Raw genomic sequence first — 25,393 nt, forward strand, 5'->3', positions numbered from 1 at the left:
GCGCCTAAAAGTATGAACTCGGCTAGACCCTATACCAGGATCCTGAGTGTTCACGCATCGGTGAATTAATATTTCCAGTGGCTTGCGAGGATGTCCATGGAGGCGAGTACTTCCTCGTGGCTGGGTGCCTGCAGCGAAATCATGAGCTCGTCCGCGCCCGCGTGCTGTGCAAACCAGTCGAGGTACTCGACGACCTGCTCGCCGGTGCCCTGTGCGGTGTACCGCAGCATGTCAATGATTTGCCGGCCCTGGTAGGAGTCGACGACGGCGTCCAGTTGGGCGTCGTCAAGCACCTGGCCCCTCCGGCCCAACATCGCGCGCACGCGGTTGCGGTGCACCAGCCGGGTCTGCCGCTCCGCGTCCTCTTCGGTCTCCGCGGCGGTGACGTTGACGGCGGCCACGCAGTACGGCTCGGGGTAGCGCTCGGAGGGTTCGAAGTTCTCCCGGTAGTAGGCGGTGGCCTGCTCCAGGTGTTGCGGCGCGAAGTGAGACGCGAACGCGTAGGGCAGGCCCAGCTTGGCGGCCAGCGACGCCCCGAACATGGACGAGCCGAGAATGATCAGCGGCACGTTGGTGTTGAAGCCGGGGACGGCGGTCACGCCCGGGAGTGGCGACTCGTTGGACAGCCATGCCTGGAGCTCGAGGACGTCCTGCGGAAAGTTTTCGGCGGCGCGGGGGTCGCGTCGCAACGCACGGCCCAGTGTTTGCTGGTCGGTGCCGGGGGCGCGGCCCAAGCCCAAATCAATGCGGCCGGGGTAGAGCTCCTCGAGCATGCCGAACTGCTCGGCGATGACGTAGGGGGAGTGGTTGGGCAGCATCACGCCGCCGGAGCCCAGGCGGATGCGCTCAGTCTTGGCGCCGATGTGGGCGATGAGCACCGCGGGCGTGGAGGAGACAATCGAGCTCATGTTGTGGTGCTCGGAGTACCAGATACGCGAATACCCCAACGACTCCGCGTGCTGGGCGAAGGCTACGGAGCGCTCCATGGCCTCGCCGACGGATTCGTCGGGGTAGCGGGTGCAAAAATCAATGAGTGACAGTGGGGCACGCGTATTCATGCCCCCACACTACGCGGTGACTACGTCACCGTCGACGGTCTCGTTGGTGCCCACCGCCATCGGCGTCTTGGGGTGTGCCCAGTCGATGGCCAGGCCGATGAGGAAGGCGATGACAACCGGGACGATCCACCCCAGTCCCTCGGCGTGCAGCGGCAGCCAGGACACCAGCGGCGTGAGCGCGTCCGCGCCCCACCCCTGGGAAATGCAGGTCTCGATCGCCGAGTAGATCACAGCGACCCAGATGGGCAGGAAGAACGCCCAGGTAAAACGGGTGCGCTTGGCAAACGCCGGTTCGACCAGCGTTACCAAGATCAGGGAGATGGCGGGCGGGTACAGGAAGCCGATGACCGGGGCCGCAATCGTCATGACGAAGTCGAGCCCCTGCGTTGCGATGATCATCGACGTGACGGTGAACACGACGGCCCAGACCTTGTAGGAGCCCGGGAACTGCGAGGAGAAGTACTCGGCGGTCGCGGTGATCAGACCGACCGACGTGGTCAAGCAGGCGAGCAGGACGATCAGCGCGAAGATGATCTGGCCCGCCATGCCCATGGTCAGGTTGGAGGCGTCTGCAAGCAGGCCGGCGCCGTTGTCGTACTGGGTGGGGTTGGGGATGACGCGGCCGATAGTGCCCAGGCCGAGGTAGATGGCGCCCAGCATGATGCCCGCGCCAACGCCGGCGAGGATCGTGCCGCGGACAATTTCCTTGCCCTCCTTGAACCCTTTGAACTGCAGCGTGGAGATGACCACGATTGAGAACGCCAACGCGGCGATGGAGTCCATGGTGAGGTAGCCCTCGAGCAGGCCGGAGGTGAACGGGCCGTCTGCGTAGGTCTCACTCGGGGCGGAAGGCTCCGCGTCCCACTTGACAATGGACACGGAGATCATGATGATCAGCAGGACCACCAGGGCGGGCACGAGGAATTTGCCCAGGGTTTCCATAATGCGGGTGGGGTTCCACGCCAGCGCCAGGGAGACGCCGAAGAAGATCACATTAAAGACGGCGGAGGCGAACAAACCGTCCCACCCAAACAGCGGCGTGATCGCCGTTTCCATGGACACGGCGCCGGTGCGGGGCAGCGCGTAGAAGGCGCCGATAGACAGGTAAGCGAGCACCGGAAAGACGACGCCGAAGACGGAACCGGCGCGCTGCGCAAGGTCGCGGACGTTCGCGCCGGACATGGCGATCGCGATCACCGCCAACACTGGCAGGAGTGCGCCGGTGCCCAGGAAACCGAGAATGGCGGGCCAGAAGTTGTCGCCGGCCGAGACCGCCAGCATCGGCGGGAAAATCAGGTTGCCAGCACCGAAAAACATGGAAAACAGTGCGAGCGCGGTGATGACGATCGTTTTCGTCTGGCCGCCGGTGCTGCCCGAGGCGCCGGCGGACGTTGCTGTGGAACTCATTGAAACCCTCCTTGTGGGTGTTGGGTGGTGTTCAGCGTACATCGAAGATTCCATTTTTGGGAAAATTTGTCCCAAATAGTGGAAAATTTGGGGAACGTAACTAATTTGCCAGCGGGTTTGCGTCGATAAGCGATCGGCGCGAGCGGAGCGAGAAAGTGGAAAGTTAGGCAAACTGTTGGTGAATTTTGCGTCAACAGTAGGTGTGATCGGGCGAGAATTTCACTGTTGTTCCAGCTCACAGGCTTGAACGCGCGGGAAACGGATGGATTGACAGGCTTTGCAAAGTGACCTGGCGGGAATTTAAATAGGTGCTGAAAGGATACGGTCCTCGCGCAGGGGTGCCGCAGCTTTCGTTGTTACCGCAGTATCCACTTACTTCAAGATTGGACTTCGCCATGAAGCTTCGTCACCGCGCTATCGCCGCGTGCGCCGCAGTCGCCGCGACCACTGCAATCGTCCCGGGTGTGGCCCAGGCCGACACTAAGACCCCGATCGAGCACGTCGTGGTCATTTACTCGGAGAACATCTCCTTCGATCACTACTTCGGCACCTACCCCAACGCCGCAAACCTCGACGGCGAGAAAATGCAGGGCTCGGGCAACGACGCCCCGAAGTTCACCGCCAAGAAGGACACCCCGAAGGTCAACAACCTGGAAAACAACGACCTGCTCGGCGAGAAGAACCCGAACTCCACGAAGCCGTTCCGCCTCACTCCGGGCCAGGCCGTGACTACGGACCAGAACCACCACTACGCTGACGAGCAGAAGGCCTACAACGGCGGCAAGATGGACAAGTTCGCAGAGACCGTGTCTACCGATGTGGACAAGTACGGCCAGGGTTCCTTCGCCACTGTCGGCACGACCATGGGCTACTACGACGGCAACACCGTCACCGGCCTGTGGAACTACGCGCAGAACTTTGCCATGAACGACAACTCGTTCTCCACCATCTTTGGTCCGTCCACCCCGGGTGCGCTCAACCTGATTTCCGGCACCGTGGCCGACGCCACCATGCACGACCCGGCCACCGGCGAGCAGCAGAAGATCGTCGACGGCCAGAACCACGCCCTCGCCGGTGTCTCCGAGGACGGCAAGACCGCGACCGTCGTCGGAGACCCGGACCCGCTGTTCGACGACTGCTCCAACTCCTCCTCCGCGGGCACCAACCAGGTCACCGCGATGCACTCCAAGAACATCGGTGACCAGCTCAATGAGAAGGACATTACCTGGGGCTGGTTCCAGGGCGGATTCCGCCCGACCGAAGAGGCAACCGATTCCTCCCGTGCACGCTGCGGCGCCGCGCACAAGACGCTGACCGGCCAGGATAAGACGGACTACAACCCGCACCACCAGCCGTTCCAGTACTACGCATCCACCGCGAACCCGCACCACTTCGCGCCGTCCAGCGACGAGATGATTGGTAAGACCGACCGCGCGAACCACCAGTACGACCTGACCGACTTTGACAAGGTCATCGAGCAGGGCAACCTGCCGGCCGTTTCCTTCCTCAAGGCCGCGAACTACCAGGACGGCCACGCCGGTTACTCCAACCCGTACGACGAGCAGGCCTTCATTACCCACTACATCAACGAGCTGCAGAACTCGCCGGAGTGGGACTCCACCGCGGTCGTCATCGCCTACGACGACTCCGACGGCTGGTACGACCACCAGGCACCGACGATCCTCAACGGCTCCAACGATCCGCACCAGGACGCGGAGATCTGCACCGCTGCAGCCAAGAAGGTCGGCGTCGCGGGCGACAAGCACGGCCAGTGCGGCCCGGGTACCCGTCAGCCGCTGCTGATCGTCTCCCCGTACGCAAAGACAAACTTTGTCGACTCCACCTACACCGAGCAGACCTCCATCACTAAGTTCATCCAGGACAACTGGGGGCTGGGCCGACTGGGAGGCATCGCTTTCGACGAGCGCGCCGGCGAGCTGAACAACATGTTCGATTTCGACGGTGAGAAGGCGCCGAAGCTGTTCCTCAATGAGACCGACGGCACCGTGGCCAAGGATTACGCCTCGATTGAGAAGGTGGACAACACCTCCCGCGAGATCTCTAACCTCAAGCCGGTCGCAGAAGGCATGAACAACCCGCTGGTCACCGAGAACGGTGTCGCCGAGGTGGCCAAGATGGTCAACCGCGACGCGAAGCCGGGTGCGCAGCAGCCGGGCAAGGATGATCCCGCCGGCGAGCAGGACGGATCCTCCACCGGCGGCATCATCGCCGCGGTCGTCGCCGTCCTTGCTGTCCTGGGTGGCATCGGCGCTTGGGTTATGAACGGCATGCCGGGGCTGCCCGCGAACATCAAGGACTCCATCAAGCTCCCGTTCTAAGGCACGCGCTCAGTAATGCAGGAAAACATCCAATACGCTCTGGCGGCGCTGGCTGCACTCATCGCAGTCATCGTCGGCATCGTGCACATCCCAGGAATCTCAAGCTCGAGTGGCACGGAAGGCTCGAGTGGCTCCTCGTCGCAGTCGCAGGGCCAGCCTTCCACGCAGCCCTCCGCGCAGCCCGCACCGAGTGACAACCCCGACCAGCTCACGCTGCACGTGCGCGACGTGTACAACTGCCCGTCGCCCGGGGATGTGCAGGACCAGGCGAATTGGAATGTCTACAACACCTCAGGCCTGGCCCTCACCGTCTACGTATCGGACGATGACGGCTACGCCTACCAGGTCCTCGAGCGCGTCGGCTTCCCCGCCGAGCGCGCCTGGACCCCCAAACTTCAAAACGGCACGTACCACCTGACGTGCGTGTTTCACAGTGATTCCGCGGTGAAGTCCGAACCGTTCCAGGTCACCGGATCCCCCATCACGGACGCCCCGAAGATGGTGCCCATCACAGACCGAGAAGTCGCCGCCGTCTCCACCGCCCACGCTGCCGCGCAGAAACAGCGCGTCCCCGAGCTGCAGGCCAAGGCGCAGGCGCTTGTCGACGCCACCCGCTCCGGCAACCGCAGCGAGGCGCAGGCCTCCTACCTGGCATACCTGGAGACGTACCGCTCCTTCGACGACGCGTCCGAGATGTGGCCGGGCGCGGCACTTGGCGGGTACGAGGACGTCGAAAAGCTGCTCTTCTCCGAGGCACCGGTGCAGGACGCGGTGGCGCCGGCGGAGGCGCTGGCCGACGCCGTCGACAAGGCGGCGCACGCGCTTCAGACCTTGCACTTTGCCATCCCGGCACCCGATTATGGGCTGCGCACGCACGAGGTGATGGAGGAGTTCGAGCGTTTTGACATGCGCGGCGAGCGGGACTTCGGCGCACACGCGCTGCCCACGGCGCTGCGCGGAAACGTAACCTCGACCAGGGCGACGATGGACCCGGTGCGCGAACTCGTGGAGGGGCGCGGCCTGGACACCACCCCAATTTATGACGAGCTGGACGCTCTCGAGCAGCTCGCCAACGAGATGGACGCGAAGTACGGCGCCGGCGGCACGCCGACGGCCTACGACGACTGGGAGCAAGACGACCGGCTTAGGCTACAAGCCGAGGTCGCCCGCGCGAATGAGCTGCTGGCCACGGTGGCCACCATGACTGTGATCCGGAGGATGAACTAGTGACCTGCCCGTTCCACTTCAACCGACGCACGTTCCTCGCCAGCGCCGCCACGGCCACGGCGGCGCTTGGGGTCCAGGCGACGACGCAGGCGCAGCAGGCGGACTCGCCCCGCGGCGACGGCACGCCGCGCTCCGACAACGCGACCGTGAACAACCCGGAGGCGCGCCTGGAATTCCACGGCGAGCACCAGCAGGGCATCATCAACCAGCCGCAGAAGTACGCGGAAGTCGTGGCCTTGGACATCCAGCAGGGGGACCGCGCCCGCCTGGAGCAGCTCCTGCGCACGATCACCGAGCGCTCCCGCGCGCTCACGGCAGGGGGCGCGACCGCCGTCGACGGCATCGCGTTCCCCGCCAGCGACTCGGGCGAGCTTGGCCCGGACCTCCCCACCGACAACGTGTCCATCACCCTCGCGGTGGGCGAGTCCCTCTTCGACTCCCGCTTCGGGCTCGCAAACCGCAAGCCCGCCCGCCTGCGCGCGATGGAGGCGTTCGCGGACGATACGCTCAACCCCGATCTCTGCCACGGCGACCTGGTGCTGCAGATCTGCGCCGACCAGCACGATACCGTGACCCACGCGCTGCGCGACATCTTGCGCCACACCCGCGGCGACGTTGCCGTGCGCTGGCGCCAGAACGGCTATATGAACGAGCCCCGGCCGACCGGCACGCAGCGCAACCACCTCGGGTTTAAAGACGGCATCGTCAACCCCTCGCCGAAGCAGTTCGACGACCTGGTGTGGGTGGGCGACGGCGAGCCCGACTGGACCGCGGGCGGCAGCTACATGGTCGTGCGCTTGATCGCCATGTATACGGAGTTTTGGGACCGCATCTCCATCGCGGAGCAGGAGCAGATCTTCGGCCGCGACCGCGCCACCGGCGGGCCGCTCTCCGGCGGCGACGAGTACGCCGCCCCGGACTACCTCGACGACGCGAACGGCGACGTGATCCCCACCGACGCACACATCCGCCTGGCCAACCCGCGCACCCCGGAGACCGCGGACCAGCTCATGCTGCGCCGCGCCTACAACTACGATAACGGCGTGCGCGACAACGGCACCCTCGACGTCGGCCTGCTTTTCGTCTGCTTCCAGCAGGACCTGGAGCGCCAGTTCGTCACCGTGCAGAAGCGCCTGGAGGGCGAACCGCTCGCGGACTACATCCGCCCGTACGGCGGCGGCTACTTCTTCGCCCTGCCCGGCGTCGCCGACCAGGACGACTACTTCGGCAGCGCCCTGCTGGCCTAATTCGTTCCTACACCAGGTCGCGGATCGCGTCGAGGGGGATGTCCACCCAGTCCGGGCGGTTGTTCGCCTCGTAAATCACCTCGTAGGCGGCCTTGTCCACGATGTAGGCCGCGAGCAGCGCGTCGCGTTCGGCGCCGTACCCCGCGAGCAGCTTTTCGACGCCGCCGCGCTCCCATTCCACGTCAAACCCGCCGACGGCGCGGGCGTAGCCGTACGAGCGCACCATCCCGGCCACGTCACGCAGCCGATGGTCCGGGCGGCGCCGCTGCGCGAGGGGCCGCGCCGGCTCGCCCTCGAAGTCGATGAGGTACCACCGCTCGGGGGTCTTGAGCGTCTGTCCCAGGTGCAGGTCGCCGTGGACCCGCTGCACCGGCACGGTTGACTCAGTGCGGCCGAGCTCCGCGTAGAGCGCGCGGATCCGCGGGGCGAAATCGGCGAGCAACGGTGCGCGGCGCACGTATGCATCCAGGTTTGCGGTGAGCGTGTCGGCGATCGCGCGCGTCGGCCGTTCCTGGACGCCGAATGCGTGGGCAAGCGCCTCGTGCACGGTCCGCATCGCGCACCCGAGCGACTCCGCCTGCGCGGCGACTTCGGCCTCCGGCAGCGTCCCCTCGGCGGAGCCCCCGGTAGTGAGCACGAACCCGTCGATGCCGCCGCGGATGAATTCCTGCTGCATCGCCAGCGTCTGCTCGCCGCGGGTGACGTAGGCGTTCACGGCGGCGACGTGCGGGCAGTCGCCGATGCGGGTGAGCAGTTCGACGTCCGGGTTGAGGCCGTCCTCGAGGTGGCGGAACACCTTCACGATCGTGTTGCCGACGACGAGGTTGGTGTTGGACTGCTCGGCACCCAGTGGGGTAGCGGCGCCGGTGATCAGGTCGCCGTGGACCTCGCCGAGCTCGGGGAGCGCGGCCACGTAGGCGGTGGCCCCGGAGTCGGTGCTCAGAATGTCCTGCGTCTCGCCGCTCGCCGACTCCGCAAGGAGGACCTGGTAGGTGTCCGAGTCGGCGCCGCGTGCGACGTCGAGAAGCTGCCACTGCGCCGTGGCTCCGCAACCAGCGACGGCGACCGGCCGCGCGGTGGCGACGGTGATCGCGTCGATGGTGTCTGACTTTGCGCCGTAGAAGCGTTGCGAGGCGAGATCGAACATGCCGCCCTCCCTAGGAGATGTCGAACCAGAAGAAGCCGTGTGGCGCGAGCGTGACCAACCAGGGCAGCTCGCCGATGGCGGGGAACTCCAGGCCGCCGGACAGCTCGCGGGGAACAACGCCGGCGTACTGCGAAAGGTGCATCTCCACCGCTTGCGGGCGCGAGCTCATGTTGTGCACGCACAGGATTCGCTCGACCCCGCCGCCGGGGGTCCCGTCCGCGGACGCGTCGTACTCGCGGATGAAAGCCAGCACCTGCTCGTTGCCGTGGTCAACCTCAATGTAGGCGCCGCGCCCAAACGCCTTGTACTGCTTGCGGATGTGCACCTGCGTGCGCACCCACTGCAGCAGCGAGTTCTCGCGGGCCATCTGGGATTCCACGTTCACGATGTGGTAGCCGTACTGGTCGTTGCGCACCGGGGGCAGGTAGAGCCGCTCCGGTTCGGCCTTGGAAAACCCGCCGTTGCGGTCGTTGGACCACTGCATGGGCGTGCGCACGCCGTCGCGGTCGGGCAGCCAAATGTTGTCGCCCATGCCAATCTCGTCGCCGTAGTACAGGAACGGGGAGCCGGGCAGGCTGAGCAGCAGGGCGTGCGCGAGCTCCAAGCGGTCGCGGTGCCCGCCGAGCAGTGGGGCGAGGCGGCGGCGGATACCCACGTTGGCGCGCATGCGAGGGTCGGATGCGTAGTGCTTGTACATGTAGTCGCGCTCTTCCTCCGACACCATCTCGAGGGTGAGCTCATCGTGGTTGCGCAGGAAGATGCCCCACTGGGCGGACGCCGGGATCGCCGGGGTTTCGCGCAGGATGTCAATGATGGGCGTCGCGGACTCCTGGTGGATGCCCATGAAAATGCGCGGCATGACGGGGAAATGGAACGCCATCTGGCACTCGTCGCCGGAGCCGTCGGGGTTGCCGTGCTCGTCGGTGCCGCCGTCGCCGAAGTACTCCACCACCTCGTCGGGGAGCTGGTTGGCCTCGGCGAGCAGGAAGCGGCCGGGGTATTCCTCGTCAAAGAGTGCGCGCACGCGCTTGATAAAGCCGTGCGTCTCCGGCAGGTTTTCAGACGAGGTGCCCTCGCGCTCGAAGAGGTAGGGGATGGCGTCGAGGCGGATGCCGTCCATGCCCAGGTCGAGCCAGAAGCGGATGATGTCCAGGATCTCCTCCTGCACAGCCGGGTTGTCGTAGTTCAGATCCGGCTGGTGGGAGAAGAAGCGGTGCCAGAAATACTGCTTGCGCACCGGGTCCCAGGTCCAGTTGGATTCCTCGGTGTCGATGAAGATGATGCGGGTGCCGTCGTACTGGGTGTTGTCGTCGGTCCACACGTAATAGTCGCCGTACGGCCCATCCGGGTCCTGCCGGGACGCCTGGAACCAGGCGTGGGAGTCGGAGGTGTGGTTGATGGGAAAGTCCGTGATGATGCGGATGCCGCGTTTATGCGCGGCGTCGATAAGCGAAATGAAGTCTTCGACGGTGCCGAACTCGGGCAGGACCTTGCGGAAGTCGCGGATGTCGTAGCCGCCGTCGCGCAGCGGGGAGTCGTAGAACGGCGGGATCCACAGGCAATCTACCCCCAACCACTGCAGGTAGTCGAGCTTCTCCTCCAGCCCCTTGAGCGTGCCCAACCCCGTGCCGTCCGGGTCGTAGAAGGCGCGGACGAGGACTTCGTAGAATACGGCGTCCTTGTACCACTCGGGGTCGGGCCGCTCCCAGGGCTGCTCCGGGGGTGCGGGGGGTAGGTAATCTGAGGCCTGCGGGGTCTGCTCCATGCCCACCTACAGTAGGCGAATTGCCCCCGCCATGCGCTCGACTGCCTCCCGCAGGATCGCGGGGCTGGTGGCAAAATTCAGCCGCGCCTTGTGCTCGCCACCGGGGCCGAAGCTCACGCCCTCGTTCATGGCCACCTTCGCGTGTGTGCGCAGCCAAGTCGCCGGCTTTTCCGTGGTCAACTTGGTATTCCGGAAGTCCAGGAACATGAGGTAGGTGGCCTGCGGGACCTCGACCTCGATGCCGGGAATCTCGCGCGGGAGGTGCTCAACGAGCCAGTCGCGGTTCTCGCGCAGCTGCGCAATTTCACCGTCGAGGAAGTCACCCCCGTCCCGGTAACACGCCTCGGCGGCGACGATGCCGAGCGTGCCCGTGCCGTCTTTCGCCACCCCGCTGAGTCCCTGCCAGGTCTTGACATCGGCGTCGTTGGAAAAGATCAGCTGCGCGCACTTCAGGCCCGCCACGTTCCATGCCTTCGACGCCGCCGTAATAGTGATGCACACGTCCGGGTTGTTCGCGGCCGCGCACGTGTGGGCGCCTTCGTAGACCAGCGGCGCGTGGATCTCGTCGACGATCACGCGCGCGCCGTGGCGGCGGGCCAGGGCACAGATCTCATCGAGCCGCTCGGGCGTAAAGGTCCACCCGCCGGGGTTGTACGGGTTGGTGAGCACGAGCGAGCCCGCGCCACGGGAAAACGCCGCGTCCAGTTCGTCCAGGTCCAGCCCCGGCACGGCGCGCACGTTGATGCGCTCGCGTCCGGCGGTCTCCGCCACCTCCAAGAACGGGTGGTAGGCGGGCACCGGCACGATGACCGGGCCCTCGGTGAAGTGCTGGATGGATAGCAACACGCCGCGCACCACGTCGGGGATGGGGAAGATGCGCGCGGGGTCCGGCCGCCAGCCGTAGCGCGCGTCGTAGAAGTCGGCCACCAGCCCAGGCAGCTGCTGCGCGCTCGGAGCGGGGGTGTAGCCGAACATCTCGCGCCCGACGGCGTCGGCGATCGCCGCGCGCACGGGCTCGGCGGTGGTGAAGTCGCTCTCGGCGACGAACAGCGGCAGCACATCGTCGTCGTACTGGGTCCATTTGCGGGTTCCGCGTGCGCGGAGTTGCTCAAGCTCGGGGAAATCCATGGCCCCAAGCTTAACGACGCCCACCCGCCCCCTCCGCCACACCGCCGCGCGGTATCAGGCGTTGTAGGGCTGCGCGGCGCCCTCCACGTCCGCGGCGTCCTCGTCCTCGGCGTCGTATTCGCCGTCTAGCTGGAAGCCGAAGGACTTCAGGCGCGCCCGGTCCGCGGCGGACGAGGACGCGGTGAGCGTGAGCAGCTCTGAATAAATACCGCCGGAGGCCGCGAGCTCCGCCGGCGAGCCGATCTCATCGATCCGGCCGTTATCCAGGGTGATGATGGTGTCCACGTCGGCGATGGTGGAGAGCCGGTGCGCGATCATGATGGTCGTGCGGTCCTTCATCAGCTCGTCCAGGCCGGCCTGCACGGCGCGCTCCGCCTTGGTGTCCAGAGCCGAGGTGGCCTCGTCGAGTACCAGGATGGGCGCGTCCTTGAGCATCGCCCGCGCTACGGCCACGCGCTGCTTCTGCCCGCCGGACAACCGCAGGCCGCGCTCACCGATGACGGTGTCGTAGCCGTCCTTGAACCGGGTGATGAAGTCGTGGGCGTTCGCGCGCTTGGCCACGTCGATGACCTCCTCGCGCGTCGCGCCGGGCTTACCGTAGGCGATGTTTTCCGCCACGGTGCCGGAAAACAGCGCGGGTTCCTGGAAGACCACGCCGGAAGACGCGCGAAGTTCCTCCACGCTCAGAACTTCGAGGTTGCGGCCGCAGACGGTGAGCGTGCCGTCGTGAAGCGGATAGAGCCCCAGCAGCAGGTTGACGATGGTGGACTTGCCGCCACCAGACTCGCCCACCAGCGCGATCTTCTCGCCCTCGCGCGCGGAAAAGGTCAGGCCCTCCAGGACGGGCTCGCCCGGATTGTACGCGAAGGAGACGTTGTCGAACGCGATGACCGGTTCGCGCACCTCGAGCGGTTCGTGCGTCACCTGTGTGAGCTCCGGCACGCCGGTGGACTGGGTCGCGGCGACGAGCTCGCGGTTGGCGGTGGGCTCGTTCGGCTCGTCCATTACCTTGAAGTAATCGCGCGACCCCGCGATGGCGCGCTGCGCGGCGTCGACGATCCAGCTCATCATCTGCGCGGGCTGGCGAGCCATGGTGACCATCTGGATGAGCATGACCATCTCGCCGATGGTGAAGTCGCCGTGGAGCGTGCGCACGAACAGGATCAGGTAGATGCCCAAAAAGACCGCCGTCATGGCGATGCCGCGCACCGTGTCCATGCTGTGCCACCAGCGCGACTGCGGGCGCGTGATGTCCACGGTGTTGTTGTAGTGGGTGCCAAACTTGTCCAGCTCGCGCACCTCCGCCACGAAGGACTTGGTCACCTTGACCTGACCGACCACCTCGGCGAAGCGGCCGTTGCCCTCGTCGATGTTGGCGTTTTTCTCCTTTTCAAACCGCTGCCACCGCTTGGACGTGAGCGCGGTGAGCCACATGTAGAGCGGGAACAACAGCGCCAGGAGGATGGTCAGCGGCCAGTAGTAGTACGCCGTGATCGCCAGAATCGCCGCGACCTGCAGCAGCATCGGCAGGAAGTTGTTGGCAAAGGACTGGATGAACTGCGTGACGTTAGCAATCGAGCGGTCCAGGCGGGCGATGATCGTGCCCGTGACCTGGTTGTCAAAGTAGCGCTGTGGCAGCGCGAGCAGCTTGGCAAAGTAGCGCGTGGACATGATCTGTCGGATCCGCGCCACCATCACGTCGCCCAGGTAGCCGGCGACGTTGCGCAGCAGCGCCGCGGCGGATTCGGCAGCAAACAGCGCGATGGCCAGCCACACGACGGTGCGCACCGGCGACGGCCCCTCGCTGTCACCGCTGACGTATCCGACGATCGTGTCGGTGGCCTCCCGGATGATGAAGGGGGAGACCAATCCCAGAGCTGCGACACCGGAGGAAATGATCACGACGGCGAGGTAGTAGGGCCACAGCGCAGAGGCGCTGCGGAGGACACGCAACAATGACTGCATAGTTTGGCTAGGGTACTAGGGCTGTACAGTGAGGAAGAATTGGAAAGCGCCTGATCGGCGCATTTCAGTGCAGTGCCACAACGAGGTAAAAGAGGCGTTTATGTCACACCGTTCGCAGTTCACCGCCGTGCTGCTTGCCGCCACGTCCGTCTTTGCGTTGTCCGCGTGCGTGAGCGGCAACGAGAGCGAGGAGGCGAAGGAATCTGAAATCGAGATCACGACGCCGACTGGCGCCCCCGCCCCGGAGTTCAAGGCGGAGGAGACCGACCCGCTGATCAGCGACGAGATCACGGGCGAGCGCGTGAAGGACCCGGCGATGGACCTCTCCTACAAGTGGCAGGGCACCAGCGCCGCGCCCGGTGGCGGCACCGTGGTCGTCGTAGCTGTGACCAACGAGAGTGAGGTCCCCATGCCCGCGGACACCCTCACCCCGAAGCTGCGCTACAACTCCGGCAACAACAACATGCAAAACGCCGACCCGATGAGTGGCGAGAACGCCGGCGTGGAGATCGTCGGCGTGGACCTGCCGCTCGGCCCCGGCGCCACCACGAACGCGAAGTATGCCTTCAACGTGTCCACCGGCAATCTGTGGGACGCCGAGTTCACCATCGGTAATGTCACCTTCAAGGGGAATCTGAACAACTAATGCGCGAGCAAGTAGTGCTTGTCGACGCCACGCGGACCCCAATCGGCACCGCCGACAAAGCCACGGTGCACACCACCGACACCCCGCTGCACCTCGCGTTCTCCTGCTGGCTGCGCAACGCCGACGGCGAGGTGCTGCTCACGCGCCGTGCGCTTTCCAAGATTGCGTGGCCCGGGGTATGGACGAACTCCTTTTGCGGCCACCCGGGCCCGGGCGAAGCGGTCGCCGATGCGGTGCGCCGCCGCGCCACCGAGGAACTGGGCATTGCTGCGATCAACGGGCTGACGGAGATCCTGCCGGACTTCCGCTACCGCGCCGTTGATTCCTCCGGCATCGTGGAAAACGAGTGCTGCCCGGTCTACGTCGCCCGTCTCGCGCCGGGCGCGGCGCTGAACGCCAACCCGGACGAGGTCGACTCCTGGGACTGGGTCGCGCCGGAGGAGCTCATCCGTGCCGTCGACGCCACCCCGTTCGTGTTCTCGCCGTGGCTCGTTGATGAGCTCACGGACCCGCGCCTGCGCCGCGCGCTCACCCGGGACGGTTCGCACTAAAGCTCGTGGGCCACGGGGCTGAATGCGCCCCGCAGGTAGCCGAGCGGATCCTTCACCTCCTGTGCCCCCGAGCCGTCCAGCGCCACGCGCAGCGCGGTCCGCCCCGTCCCCGCGCGCGTGCCGCCGCTGTAGGGCTCCCACCCGACGTCGCCCCCGCGCACAAATTGGGTGAGCCACCGGTTGAGCCCGGTGCCGTAGGCGCCATCGGCGCCGAACGCGGGGGCGAGGTCGGCGGCGTGGTGCGCCGGGAGGTCGGCGCTGGCGACGAGCTCCGCTTGCCACACCGGTCCCGGCGCGCCCTCAGCAATGTCGTCGACCCAGCGGCGGCACATGGCGTCGGAAATCAGGCGCCCCACCACGTGGCCCGGGTCGATGCGCGACGCCGCGCCGAGGTACTCGCCGACGCGCCCCTTGGCCAGCCCCATGTGCCGGCCCAATGCCCGCGCCACGGGGGTGGCCAGGGCGGTGCCGTCCGCAAACGCGCCGTTGGGGAAGAACTCGTCGCGGGTGGAGGTGACCACCAGGGGGACACGAGCGAGCTTCGCGGGCTCCAACGGGAACGGGCCGAGCGCGATGTCGGTGAAGTACTGCGTGCGGAAGCGGCGGTAGGCGCGGTCGAACCGCTGCGGCGAGCGGGCGTAGCGCGGGTTGAGGTCCTCGCGCAGCAGCGCGTCCCCGATTGCGCCGCGCGCCGCCCACCGGCGCGAGTCCATCCCGCGGCGCGGGAACACCGGAGACGCCGCCACCGCGCGACGGAACTCGCCCTTGTAGTGGTCACGCCGGCACAGCCAGACCGCGATGTCCGCCCCGGCGCTTTGGCCCGCGACGGTGACGTTGGTGGGGTCGCCGCCGAACGCCTCGATGTTGCGCTGCACCCAGCTCAGCGCAGCCGCGCAGTCCTGCACGGCCCGGTACTGGCCGGGGGCGTCGCCGCTGACCGGCAGCATCCCCGGAAACTTCAGCCGGTACCCCACCTGCACCAGGATGATCCCGTCGCGGGCGAAGGCGGGACCGTTGGCGCGGCCATCGGCGTGAGTGCCCTCCTCGAACCGGCCGCCGTGGATCCACACCAGCACCGGCAGGTCGTCGTTTCTGCGAGCGCCCTCCGGGGCCGTGATGCTCAGGCGGGTGGCGTGGGGGAGGGGAGTAGTGGCGTCGATAAGCATGCCCGTGGGCGCCGGGGCGGGCGGGTCGAACGCGGCGGTGAAGCGCGCGTACGGGATCGAGTGGAATTCGCGGACTGCTCCGTCGCTGGTGCCGACGATTGCGCCGGCGGGACAAGTGACCTGAGTTTCGCGCGTAGCCATGCCGTAATCGTAACCGCCTATGATGGCCGCCATGACCAACCCACTGCTTGCCCCGTCGGAGCTGCCGTACCAGCTGCCGGACTTTGCCCACATCAGGCTCGCGCACGTCGAGCCCGCGTTTGAGGAAGCGCTCGCGCGTCACGACGCGGAGATCGCGGAAATCTGCGCGCAGGAGTCGCCGAACTGGGAGAACACCGTCGAGGCGCTCGAGCTCGCGGGGCAGGACCTCACGCGCGTGCTCGCCTGGTTCTTCAACCTGCAGGGGACTGACGCCACCGCGGAGTTTGACGCCGTGGCCGACCGCATCGTCCCGCAGCTGTCCGCGCACACGGACGCGATCTACCAAAACGCGGAGCTGTATTCCCGGCTGCGCGCGGTGGCGGTGCCCGATGACGAGGAATCGCGGCGCCTTCACGAGCTGCTCGTGCGCCGCTTCGTGCGCCGCGGCGCGGACTTGGACGCAGACGGCAAGGCGCGCCTGGCCGCTATCAACGGGCGGCTGTCCGAGCTCTCGGAGCAGTTCGGCCGCAATCTGCTCGCCGACACGAAGCGCCTTGCCGTGCGGCTGTCGCGCGACGAGCTCGCGGGACTTAGCGAGGACCAGCTCGACGCGTTCGCGGCAGACGACGGAAGCGGCGAGTACATCGTGCCCCTCGAACTTCCCACGCCCCAGTCGCTGCAGGCCGAGCTGGAGAACCCCGCGGCACGGCGCGCGCTTTTCGACGCCTCCCAGCAGCGCGGTGCCCAGTCAAACGTTGACATTGTGGTGGAGACGGTCACGCTGCGGCAGGAGCGTGCCAAGCTCCTGGGGTACGACACGCACGCGGACTACGTGATTGCGGAGGAAACCGCGGGCACCGCCGACGCGGCCCGCGCGTTGATCGCGGACCTGGCCCCCGCTGCCGCGGCGAACGCGGAGGCGGAACGCAAGCTGGCCGGCGAGCTCGCGCGGTCGCGCGGCGCGGAGCTTGGGGGCCCCGATGGCCCTGACGGTGCGGACTGGCCGTACTGGGCGGCGCAGCGCCGCGCCGAGGAACTCAACTTGGACGAGGCCGAGCTGCGCAACTACTTCCCGCTCTGGCAGGTGCTGGAGGACGGCGTGTTTTACGCGGCGAACCTGCTCTACGGCATCACCGTCACGCGTCGCGAGGATCTGCGCGGCTACCGCGACGACGTGCAGGTGTGGGAGGTCAAGGAAGAAGATGGCACCGGTCTCGGCCTGTTGCTCACGGACTACTCGGCGCGCGAGACGAAGCGCGGCGGGGCGTGGATGAGCTCATTTATGGACCAGTCCCGGCTCGCCGGCACGGCACCGGTGGTGGTCAACGTCATGAGTGTGAATAGCGAGCTGCTCACCATCGACGAGGTCACCACCGTCTTCCACGAGTTCGGCCACGCGCTGCACGGTCTGCTCTCCAACGTGCGCTATCCGTCGCTGTCCGGCACCAACGTCCCGCGGGACTGGGTGGAATTCCCCTCGCAGATCAACGAGAACTACGCGTTCGCGCCCGAAATCGTGCGCAACTACGCCCGCCACGTGGACACCGGCGCGCCGATCCCGCCCGCGTTGCTCGAGTCCGTCCGCGCCGCGCGCCAGTTTGGCCAGGGCTTTGCCACCGCCGAGTACCTCGCCGCCAGCGCCATCGACCTCGAGTGGCATTCGCTTACCGACGCCACCCCGACCGACATCGACGCCTTCGAAGAAGACGTCCTGCGGCGCTACCACCTGGACGTTCCCGGGCTGACACCCCGGTACCGCTCGACGTGGTTCAACCACATCTTCGCCGGCGGCTACTCCGCCGGGTACTACTCCTATCTGTGGGCCGAAGCACTGGACGCGGACGGGTACGACCTGGTGCAGGAGGAAGGCATCAACCGGGCGACCGGCGCGAAGTTCCGCGACGCTATCCTGTCGCGCGGCGCTGCGCGCGACTACACCGAGGCGTACACGGCGTTCCGCGGCCGCGAGAAAGATACGCGCCCGCTGCTGGTGCGTCGTGGGCTCGAGGGCACCGACATCGCGTCCAACACTGGGCGCGTGTAGGCGTACACGGAGGAGGGACCTTCATGTTTGCACTGAGCCCCTGGCTCCAGCTCCCGATCGTGCTCGCCGTCGCGCTGCCGGCGGCCGGGCTCGCCGCGTGGGCGATGCTGCGCGTGGCGGATTGGCTAGCGTTCCTGCGCGACAGAACTCGCGGGACCAAAAGTGCCCAACAGACCGGAAGCGCACACGGCGAAGTTTCGGCCGCGGCGGACGGGGAAGTACACTAGCGCCATGGCAAACCCGGAAGAATTGCGCAAGCAGGATCAGCGCCTGCCACGGCAGCAACGCAAGTACCCGCAGTCGCGGGTGACGCAGGCACTGTACGTGATGCTCGCGCTCGTCGTTATTGCGGCGATCGTCGGCAGCCTGGTGTAGCAGGCCGAGCCGGTCGAGCCCGCACCTGCGCGGGACCTGCGCCGGCGCCGCACAGCGGCCAAGCTAGCGCTGCGGCCGCCGCGACGCCTCTGCGACCCGGTGGAAGAGGGGGTTGGACGGCAGGGCGTCGATAAGCACCGGCTTCCCTGCGGCATCGGTGAGGGGGATACACCAGTTTGCGTACTGGTGCGCGTTGGTGCCCGGCTGGTTTTGGATGCGGCGGTCGCCCACCATGTCCACGAGGTTCGTGCACGTCATCGCGGACGGGGTCGAGGCGATGAAGCGGGTGAGGCCGACAAGCAGGTCATCCAGCGAGCCCGCGCTGTCGAACTCGCCGAGGTCGTACTGGGTAAAGTCGGTGTCCGCGAACGCCGTGCCCGCGAACGCGCCCTCGGCGCGCACCTGGTTGAGCACACGACCGATCCACACGCCGTCCTCGGCGTTGAGCTCTTCGAGCGACTCCGCCACCAGGCCCAGGCGGGAGCGCAGCTCGTTGTGCACGCCCTCCATGTAGCCGGCGGTCGGCGGCAGGTCGTGCGTGCCAACGGCGGACAGCGCCAGCGTCCGGTACTGGTCGGCCGGGCGCGGGTCGTCGGACTCGGTGGCCTCGAACCACAGGACCGTGGTGCCGAACACACCGGTGTCTCGCAGCACGTCCTGCACCCACGGCTCGAAGGTGCCCAGGTCCTCGCCGATCACCACGGCGCCTGCGCGCTGCGCCTCAAGCAGGAGGATGCCCACCATCGCCCGGTAGTCGTAGTTCATGTACAGGCCGTCGGCCGGCGTGTCCTCGCGCGGCATCCAGAACAGGCGGAACAAACCCAGGATGTGGTCGACGCGGATGCCGCCGGAGTGGCGCAGCACCGTGCGCAGCAAGTCGCGCCACGGGCCGTACCCCTGCTGGGCGAGTGCCTCCGGGTTCCACGGCGGTTGGGACCAGTCCTGCCCCTGCTGAGAGTACATGTCCGGCGGCGCGCCAACCGAGGCGTCGGCAACCAGCACATCAGCCAGCGTGTGCGCGTCCGCGCCGTCCGGGTGAATGCCCACGGCGAGGTCCGTCATGATGCCGATGCGCATGCCGGCGGCCAGCGCGCGGTCCTGGGCGACGCGGCGCTGCTCGTCCGCGATGAACTGCAGCCACATGTAGAACTGGATCGTTTCCTCGTCGGCGGCCTTCGCCGCGTGCTGGCCGTGCTCGACCGCTTCGGCCTGGACGGCGCACCACTCGCCGAACTCGCGCAGGCCCTCGCCCTCGTCCAGCGTGTACAGCTCGAAGTCGTGCGAGCGCCCCGGGTCCTGCTGGGACAGGTAGAACAGCTCGCGCAGGACCGCGAGCTTCACCTCAAACACGGCGTTGCGGTCCAGCGGGTCGGCGGTGTGGTTCATCGCTTTCAGCGGGCTGACCAGCTGGTTGACCTCCGCGCGCGTTTCCACGCCGAGCTTGGTGAACTCGGGGACTGCCTCGACGGAAATGTAGATGGGATTGACAAAGCGGCGCGAGGCGGGGAGGTACGGGGAGTCCTCCACCGGCGGGACGGGCTGCGCCGCGTGCACCGGGTTGATCAACAGGTAGTCCGCGCCCTCGGCGGCGACAGCCTCGGCGATGCGCGCGAGGTCTTCAAAGTCGCCGATGCCCCAGGACTGCGTGGAGCGCACGGAGTAGAGCTGCGCCATCACGCCGTACGCGGGCCGGCGCTCGAGCGCCTCGTTGGTGGTCAGGCGGGCCGGCACCACAATGAGCGGGCAGACCTCGTCCAGGTCGTCGGACTCCAGGTGCAGCTCGTGCCAACCTTCGGGCAGGTCGCCGGGGACGTGGAAGGTCGCCTCGCCCCAGACGGTGCCGTCGGCGGCGGTGGTCGGCGGCGCCCAGTTCTCGTCCTGGTAGGCGTCGCGCGAGGAGCCGTCCTCCAGGCGGATCCAGCAGTGCGCGTAGTGGCCGTCCTTGACGTGGACGTTGAAGTGCTGTTCCTCGCCCGCGGTGGCGACCACGGTGAGGGGCAGCGGCCGGGTCGCGAGGGCGGTCACGCGGGCGTCGATAAGCTCTTGGAGCTCCTGGTCTGAGGGGGATTCAGACAGCGGCACGCCGATTGCGCGCAGCAGTTTCATGAAGGACTGCGCCGGCGGCGTAACAAGTTTCCCAACGTCGGAGCGGTAGGAGGTGCCAAAGCCGTACGACCGGGCGAGTGACAGCAGGAGTTCTTCATTCATCACAGTGAACACAACGAACATTGTGCCAAACGCGCCGCGCGCTCGCCCGGAGCGGGGCCGAGCAGCTGTTAACGCGGTAGGGTGAGGGCTTATGTCACAGAATTCTTTCACCACGGACCTCGGATTCGAGCTCGACGCGTCGGAAAACTGCCTGAGCCAGCTGATCACGCTGTGCACGGAGCACCCGCACACGGTGCTGTTTTCCCGCCCGCGTAACTACGACTGGGTGAACGTGACTGCCGGCGAGTTCCTCGAAGAAGTCTACGAGGCGGCGAAGGGCCTGGTGGCGGCTGGTATTGAGCCCGGCGACCGCGTGGCGATCCTGTCGGCGACCCGCTACGAGTGGTCGCTGATGGACTTTGCCATCTGGGCAGCCGGGGCGGCGTCGGTGCCGATCTACCCGTCGAGCTCGATGTCGCAGATCCAGTGGATTTTGGAGGATTCCGGCGCGAAGCTGGCGCTGACGGAGACGCGTGATCATACGCAACTGATCAGCTCGTTCGTGCTGCAGGAGGATGGCACGCCGCGGCTGGCGGGCTCCACGTCCCAGCTGCGCAAGGTCTATGAATTTAATGCCTCGGGCGTGGAGACGCTCAAGTTTGAGGGGCGCGAGGTGGAGCAGTCGCTTATCGACGCCCGCGTGGCCGCCATCACCCACGACGACATCGGCTCGATCGTCTACACCTCGGGCACCACCGGCCGGCCGAAGGGCGTGGAGCTCACGCACGGCAACTGGGCCTACCAGACGTGGGCGCTGATTAAGAACGAGATCGGCGAGGTCGCCGTGCCCGGCAAGCGCGTCGTGACGTTCCTGCCGCTCGCGCACGTGCTGCAGCGCGCGGTGTCGCTGGCGCTGGCGATGGCGGGCGCGACCCAGTCGCACTGGTCCGACACCTCCACCCTCACGGTGGAGCTGCAGCGTGCCCGGCCGAATATGGTGCTCGGCGTGCCGCGCGTGTTTGAGAAGGTGCGCAACGCCGCCTACAACAAGGCCGCTGACGGCTCCGCCGTGGGCAAGCGCGTCTTCCTCGAAGCCGAGCGCGCCGCCATCGAGTACTCCAAGGCGCTGGATACGCCGGAGGGGCCGAACCGCGTGCAGAAGGCGAAGCGCAAAGTGTTTGAAAAGCTTGTCTACTCCAAGCTCAAGGACGCCATGGGCGGCGCCGTGACCTACGGAATTACCGGCGGCTCCGCGATGAGCGCCGAGCTGTCGCACTTCTTCCGCGGGATGGGCGTGCCCATTTATGAGGGCTACGGGCTGACCGAGACCTGCGCCGCGGCGTGTGTGAACAACAAGGTCGGGCAGAAGATCGGTACCGTCGGCCCGCCGGTCAACGGCTACTCGGTGCGGATCAACGACGACGGCGAGATCGAGTTCTCCGGCCCCGGCGTGTTCAAGCAGTACTGGAACAACCCGGACGCCACGGCCGAGGCGTTCGACGAGGGCTGGTTCAACACCGGCGACCTGGGCGAGGTGGACGACGAGGGCTTCGTGCGCATCACCGGCCGCAAGAAGGATCTCATTGTCACCGCGGGCGGCAAGAATGTTTCGCCCGGGCCGATGGAGGAGATCATCCGTCAGGACCCGCTGATCTCCAACGCGCTCATCGTCGGCGACGGCAAGCCGTTTATCGGCGTGCTGGTCACGCTGGACGAGGACGAGCTGGCCCGCTGGAAGGCCACCCACAACATCCCGGAGCAGAAGAAGCTTTCGGAGCTCGCCCAGGACGCGAGCCTGCGCGCGGAGGTGCAGGACGCGATCAACATGGCCAACGCGACCGTTTCGCATGCCGAGGCGATTAAGAAGTTCCGCATCCTGGACCGCGACCTCTCCGAGCGCGACAACGAAATGACGCCGACGATGAAGGTCAAGCGCAACGTGGTCTTCCAGCGCTTCCGCGAGGACATCGACAAGCTCTACGAGCGCTAGCGTGCGTCGGTGGCGGGGTGGGTGCGGCGTAGCTTCGGCGCGCCTTCCGCGCCGGGGCGCGCCCGTGCCTTAGCATTGCTCCCAGCAAATCCGTAACTCGTCCTGAGCAATACAAAAGGGGGCTTGTCCGTGCACAAGACGGCTGCAATGCTGCGGCACCGCGAGCTCACGCAGGAGATTTACAACATCGGCGACGAGGTCGCCGAGTACATCGAGCACATTGCAGAGGCCGTCGCGGACTACGACGGCGAGCTCACGGACGACTGCCTCGCTGAGTTTGTGGAGATCGCCGACGACGCCCGCGTGGACGCGCGCCGCGTGGTCGGCGAGCTCATCGGCTTGCGCCAGGCGCTGACCTCGGGGATGCGCGCGGGCGTCCTGTCCGCCTCCGCCTGCCCCGAGGAGAAGGTCCCCGAGCCGGAGCTTCTCGACGCCACCGGGCTGGAAGAGCTCTTCCCGCTTTCCGCGCCGTTTTCCGTGCAGACGATGGAGGACGCGCTCACCGGCCGCACCGACCTCACCGTCCAGCACCTCACCGAGATTGTCGCCTACACCCTTGAGCAGACCGACATGGTCGCCCGCGAGCTCGGAGCGGTGAGCCTGCCGCACCTCTACGCCACCGTCTCAGAGCTGGTCGAGGCCGCCGTCGAGGGGTGGGTGGAGACCGTGTGCGTCGACCACCCGGCGTTCGTGCGCACCATGCGCGGGACCAACCCGCCGGAGTTTTTGGACGAGCGCGCCCGCATCAACCGGATCGTGGAGAAGGTCGCGGCGAAGCGCTCCCGGCGCGGTGCCTAAACTGGCCGCATGGCTGAACACGACTCTTTTGGCGTCTACCTTCACGTCCCGTTCTGCGCGACCCGTTGTGGCTACTGCGACTTCAATACGTACACGCCCACCGAGGTAGCGTCCTCGCACGCGGAGTACCTGGACGCGATCGAGCGCGAGCTGGAGCTCGCCGCCGCGCGCACCGCCGCCGAGCGGGGCGAGCGCACCCCGCCGCGCGCGGACACTGTGTTCGTGGGCGGGGGCACCCCGTCGCTGCTTGGCGCAGAGGGACTGTCGCGTCTGCTGGGCGCCGTCCGCGACACCTTCGGCCTTGCGCCGAACGCCGAGGTCACCACGGAGTCGAACCCGGAGTCCACCAGCCCCGGCTACTTCGCGGGGCTGCGCGAGGCCGACTTTACTCGCGTCTCGCTCGGGATGCAGTCCGCCTCCACGCCCGTACTCAAGGTGCTGGATCGCACGCACACGCCGGGGCGCGCTGTCGCCGCTGCCCGCGAGGCGCTCGCCGCCGGGTTCGACCACGTCAACCTGGACATGATCTACGGCACCCCGACGGAGACGGACGACGACGTGCGCGCGACGCTCGACGCGATCCTGTCCACGGGCGTGGATCACGTGTCCGCGTACTCGCTCATCGTGGAGGACGGCACCGCGATGGCGCGCAAGGTGCGCCGGGGCGAGCTGCCGGCGCCCGAGGAGGAGGTATACGCGCGCCGCTACGAGCTCATCGCACAGACGCTCGAGGCCGCGGGGTTCGGCTGGTACGAGGTGTCCAACTGGTCGAAGCCGGGCGGGGAGTGTCGGCACAACCTGCTGTACTGGCGCGATGGCCAGTGGTGGGGCGCGGGTCCGGGGGCGCACTCTTATATCGGCCGCGAGCGCTTCGCAAACGTGAAGCGCCCAGAGCGCTACGCCGACATCCTGCGGGGCGGCGAGCTGCCGATCAGGTTCACGGAGACGGTGACGGATGCGGAGCACCACGACGAGCAGGTGATGCTCGGTCTGCGGCTCAAGGAGGGTATACCTGCCGGCTGGGTTGGGGAGGGGGCGCGCGGGGTCGTCGACAAGCATGTGCGCGGCGGCCTGCTCACCGCGGGCGAGCGCATCGCGGTGACGGATGCGGGCCGATTGCTTGCCGACGGCATCGTGACCGATATTCTGGCCGCCGAGTAGGATAGCTGGCAGTCGATGAGAGGGAGTGCTAATGAGTGCTGCTGATGACCGCCGCAAGGCGGTGCTGCGCGCAATCGTTGCAGACTACATCGCGCAGCAAGAACCAGTCGGATCGAAGGCACTGGTGGAGCGCCACGGGCTCGGCGTGAGCTCGGCGACCATCAGGAACGACATGAGCGTGCTGGAGCAACAGGGCTACATCAGCCAAACCCACACCTCCTCCGGCCGCGTCCCCACGCAGGCCGGGTACCGCGCGTTCGTGGACGCGCTGCACGACGACGTCAAACCGCTCTCCGTCTCCGAGCGCCACGCCATCCTGGACTTTCTCGAGCACGGCGTGGACCTCGAGGACGTGTTGCGCCGCAGCGTCCAGCTGCTCGCCCAGCTGACCAACCAGGCCGCGGTGGTGCAGCTGCCCAACCTCGACCTGTCGCGCGTGAAGCACTGCGAGGTCGTCTCGCTCACCCCGACGCGCCTGCTGCTGGTGGTCATCACCGACACCGGGCGCGTTGACCAGCGCAATGTCGAGCTCAAGGGGCCGCTTGTCGACGCCCACGTGCCCGTCCTCCGCGACCTCCTCAACGACGTCCTCGTCGGCCGGACGATGCGCGAGGCCGCCGCCGGGCTGTCCACCCTGCACGCGAGGGCGCCGCGGGAACTCGCCGACGCCGTCGGGCGCTGCGCCGCCGTCCTCGTGGACACGCTGGTGGACACGACCGCGGACCGCCTGCTCATCGCCGGCGCGGGCAACCTGACCGTGCACCGGCTGGCGGACCTGCACAACGTGATCGAGGCCCTGGAGCAGCAGGTCGTCGTGCTGAAGCTCCTGGCCAGCGCGCAAGATCTGGAGCGGGTGTCCGTGCGGATCGGGCGGGAGAACGAAAACGAGGAATTTTCCCAGGCGGCGATTGTTACTACTGCATATGGCGCGGGCGACGAGGCGCTTGGCGGACTCGGGGTGGTCGGTCCGACGTACATGGACTACCCCGGTACGATTCAAAAGGTTGCCACCGTGGCCCAATACATTAGCCGCATCCTGCGGGGCGAATAGCAGCCGCGACCAGCGGGCGAAGCACTTTTTCACACTTCT

General features: G+C 67.0%; 20 protein-coding genes. 12 read left to right on the forward strand and 8 right to left on the reverse strand.

Features of this window, described 5'->3' with window-relative positions:
• Positions 1–65 precede the first annotated feature (65 nt).
• Positions 66–1,058: an LLM class flavin-dependent oxidoreductase gene (locus FPH17_RS06685; RefSeq protein ID WP_154879329.1), complete on the reverse strand. Its 993-nt coding sequence runs from the start codon at positions 1,056–1,058 to the stop codon at positions 66–68.
• A 9-nt stretch (positions 1,059–1,067) separates the two neighbouring features.
• Positions 1,068–2,465, reverse strand: coding sequence for a branched-chain amino acid transport system II carrier protein (gene brnQ, locus FPH17_RS06690; protein WP_154879331.1), 1,398 nt, complete (start codon positions 2,463–2,465; stop codon positions 1,068–1,070).
• Positions 2,466–2,860: 395 nt separating this feature from the next.
• Between brnQ and FPH17_RS06695 the strand changes: the two genes are divergently transcribed.
• From FPH17_RS06695 to efeB, 3 genes are read left to right on the forward strand one after another with little or no spacing between them, the layout of a single operon-like run.
• The gene (locus FPH17_RS06695) at positions 2,861–4,804 is read left to right on the forward strand and encodes a phospholipase C (RefSeq protein ID WP_154879333.1); all 1,944 of its coding nucleotides are present in this window, start codon (positions 2,861–2,863) and stop codon (positions 4,802–4,804) included.
• A 15-nt stretch (positions 4,805–4,819) separates the two neighbouring features.
• Positions 4,820–6,031, forward strand: a complete 1,212-nt coding sequence (locus FPH17_RS06700) for an EfeM/EfeO family lipoprotein (RefSeq protein WP_238397104.1) — start codon at positions 4,820–4,822, stop codon at positions 6,029–6,031.
• A complete protein-coding gene (gene efeB / locus FPH17_RS06705; RefSeq protein ID WP_154879335.1) occupies positions 6,031–7,278 on the forward strand; it encodes an iron uptake transporter deferrochelatase/peroxidase subunit in 1,248 nt (415 codons plus the stop codon). Before FPH17_RS06700 ends, efeB begins: the two co-directional genes overlap by 1 nt.
• Before the next feature lie 7 nt (positions 7,279–7,285).
• Here the strand turns inward: efeB and FPH17_RS06710 are convergent, their stop codons facing one another.
• From FPH17_RS06710 to FPH17_RS06725, 4 genes are read right to left on the reverse strand one after another with little or no spacing between them, the layout of a single operon-like run.
• Complete coding sequence (locus FPH17_RS06710; RefSeq protein ID WP_154879337.1) at positions 7,286–8,425, reverse strand: phosphotransferase; 1,140 nt, start codon at positions 8,423–8,425, stop codon at positions 7,286–7,288.
• Between the two features lie 10 nt (positions 8,426–8,435).
• Complete coding sequence (gene treS / locus FPH17_RS06715; protein WP_154879339.1) at positions 8,436–10,190, reverse strand: maltose alpha-D-glucosyltransferase; 1,755 nt, start codon at positions 10,188–10,190, stop codon at positions 8,436–8,438.
• A gap of 6 nt (positions 10,191–10,196) precedes the next feature.
• Positions 10,197–11,318, reverse strand: a complete 1,122-nt coding sequence (locus FPH17_RS06720; protein ID WP_154879341.1) for a MalY/PatB family protein — start codon at positions 11,316–11,318, stop codon at positions 10,197–10,199.
• A 54-nt stretch (positions 11,319–11,372) separates the two neighbouring features.
• Positions 11,373–13,283, reverse strand: coding sequence for an ABC transporter ATP-binding protein (locus FPH17_RS06725; protein ID WP_154879343.1), 1,911 nt, complete (start codon positions 13,281–13,283; stop codon positions 11,373–11,375).
• Between the two features lie 100 nt (positions 13,284–13,383).
• On the opposite strand from FPH17_RS06725, the gene FPH17_RS06730 reads away from it, so the two are divergent.
• Positions 13,384–13,929, forward strand: a complete 546-nt coding sequence (locus tag FPH17_RS06730; RefSeq protein WP_095537318.1) for a hypothetical protein — start codon at positions 13,384–13,386, stop codon at positions 13,927–13,929.
• Positions 13,929–14,480, forward strand: a complete 552-nt coding sequence (idi, locus tag FPH17_RS06735) for an isopentenyl-diphosphate Delta-isomerase (protein WP_154879345.1) — start codon at positions 13,929–13,931, stop codon at positions 14,478–14,480. Before FPH17_RS06730 ends, idi begins: the two co-directional genes overlap by 1 nt.
• On the opposite strand, the gene FPH17_RS06740 is transcribed toward idi, so the two are convergent.
• Positions 14,477–15,787 carry a carboxylesterase family protein gene (locus tag FPH17_RS06740; protein ID WP_154879347.1) on the reverse strand — a complete coding sequence of 437 codons (1,311 nt, stop codon included), beginning with the start codon at positions 15,785–15,787 and terminating at the stop codon, positions 14,477–14,479. The two genes, idi and FPH17_RS06740, sit on opposite strands and share 4 nt — an antisense overlap.
• A gap of 19 nt (positions 15,788–15,806) precedes the next feature.
• On the opposite strand from FPH17_RS06740, the gene FPH17_RS06745 reads away from it, so the two are divergent.
• Genes FPH17_RS06745 through FPH17_RS11905 form a run of 3 tightly spaced genes read left to right on the forward strand, consistent with a single transcriptional unit; the run spans position 15,807 to position 18,206 of the window.
• The gene (locus FPH17_RS06745) at positions 15,807–17,831 is read left to right on the forward strand and encodes a M3 family metallopeptidase (RefSeq protein WP_482764205.1); all 2,025 of its coding nucleotides are present in this window, start codon (positions 15,807–15,809) and stop codon (positions 17,829–17,831) included.
• Positions 17,832–17,854: 23 nt separating this feature from the next.
• Positions 17,855–18,058, forward strand: a complete 204-nt coding sequence (locus FPH17_RS06750) for a hypothetical protein (RefSeq protein ID WP_095553581.1) — start codon at positions 17,855–17,857, stop codon at positions 18,056–18,058.
• A 4-nt stretch (positions 18,059–18,062) separates the two neighbouring features.
• On the forward strand, positions 18,063–18,206 hold the full coding sequence (locus FPH17_RS11905; RefSeq protein ID WP_095275485.1) for a hypothetical protein: 144 nt from the start codon (positions 18,063–18,065) through the stop codon (positions 18,204–18,206).
• A gap of 63 nt (positions 18,207–18,269) precedes the next feature.
• Here the strand turns inward: FPH17_RS11905 and malQ are convergent, their stop codons facing one another.
• Positions 18,270–20,435, reverse strand: coding sequence for a 4-alpha-glucanotransferase (gene malQ, locus FPH17_RS06755; RefSeq protein WP_414437235.1), 2,166 nt, complete (start codon positions 20,433–20,435; stop codon positions 18,270–18,272).
• Between the two features lie 70 nt (positions 20,436–20,505).
• On the opposite strand from malQ, the gene FPH17_RS06760 reads away from it, so the two are divergent.
• From FPH17_RS06760 to hrcA, 4 genes are all read left to right on the forward strand, one after another.
• Positions 20,506–22,344: an AMP-dependent synthetase/ligase gene (locus FPH17_RS06760; RefSeq protein WP_154879351.1), complete on the forward strand. Its 1,839-nt coding sequence runs from the start codon at positions 20,506–20,508 to the stop codon at positions 22,342–22,344.
• 129 nt (positions 22,345–22,473) lie between these two features.
• A complete protein-coding gene (locus tag FPH17_RS06765; RefSeq protein ID WP_095275579.1) occupies positions 22,474–23,142 on the forward strand; it encodes a hypothetical protein in 669 nt (222 codons plus the stop codon).
• Positions 23,143–23,151: 9 nt separating this feature from the next.
• Complete coding sequence (gene hemW / locus FPH17_RS06770; RefSeq protein WP_154879353.1) at positions 23,152–24,303, forward strand: radical SAM family heme chaperone HemW; 1,152 nt, start codon at positions 23,152–23,154, stop codon at positions 24,301–24,303.
• A 31-nt stretch (positions 24,304–24,334) separates the two neighbouring features.
• Positions 24,335–25,354: a heat-inducible transcriptional repressor HrcA gene (hrcA, locus tag FPH17_RS06775; RefSeq protein WP_122085172.1), complete on the forward strand. Its 1,020-nt coding sequence runs from the start codon at positions 24,335–24,337 to the stop codon at positions 25,352–25,354.
• The last annotated feature ends 39 nt before the right edge of the window (positions 25,355–25,393 follow it).

Origin of the sequence: Corynebacterium gottingense (assembly GCF_007559235.1) — a bacterium.
Taxonomy (GTDB): Bacteria; Actinomycetota; Actinomycetes; order Mycobacteriales; family Mycobacteriaceae; genus Corynebacterium; species Corynebacterium gottingense.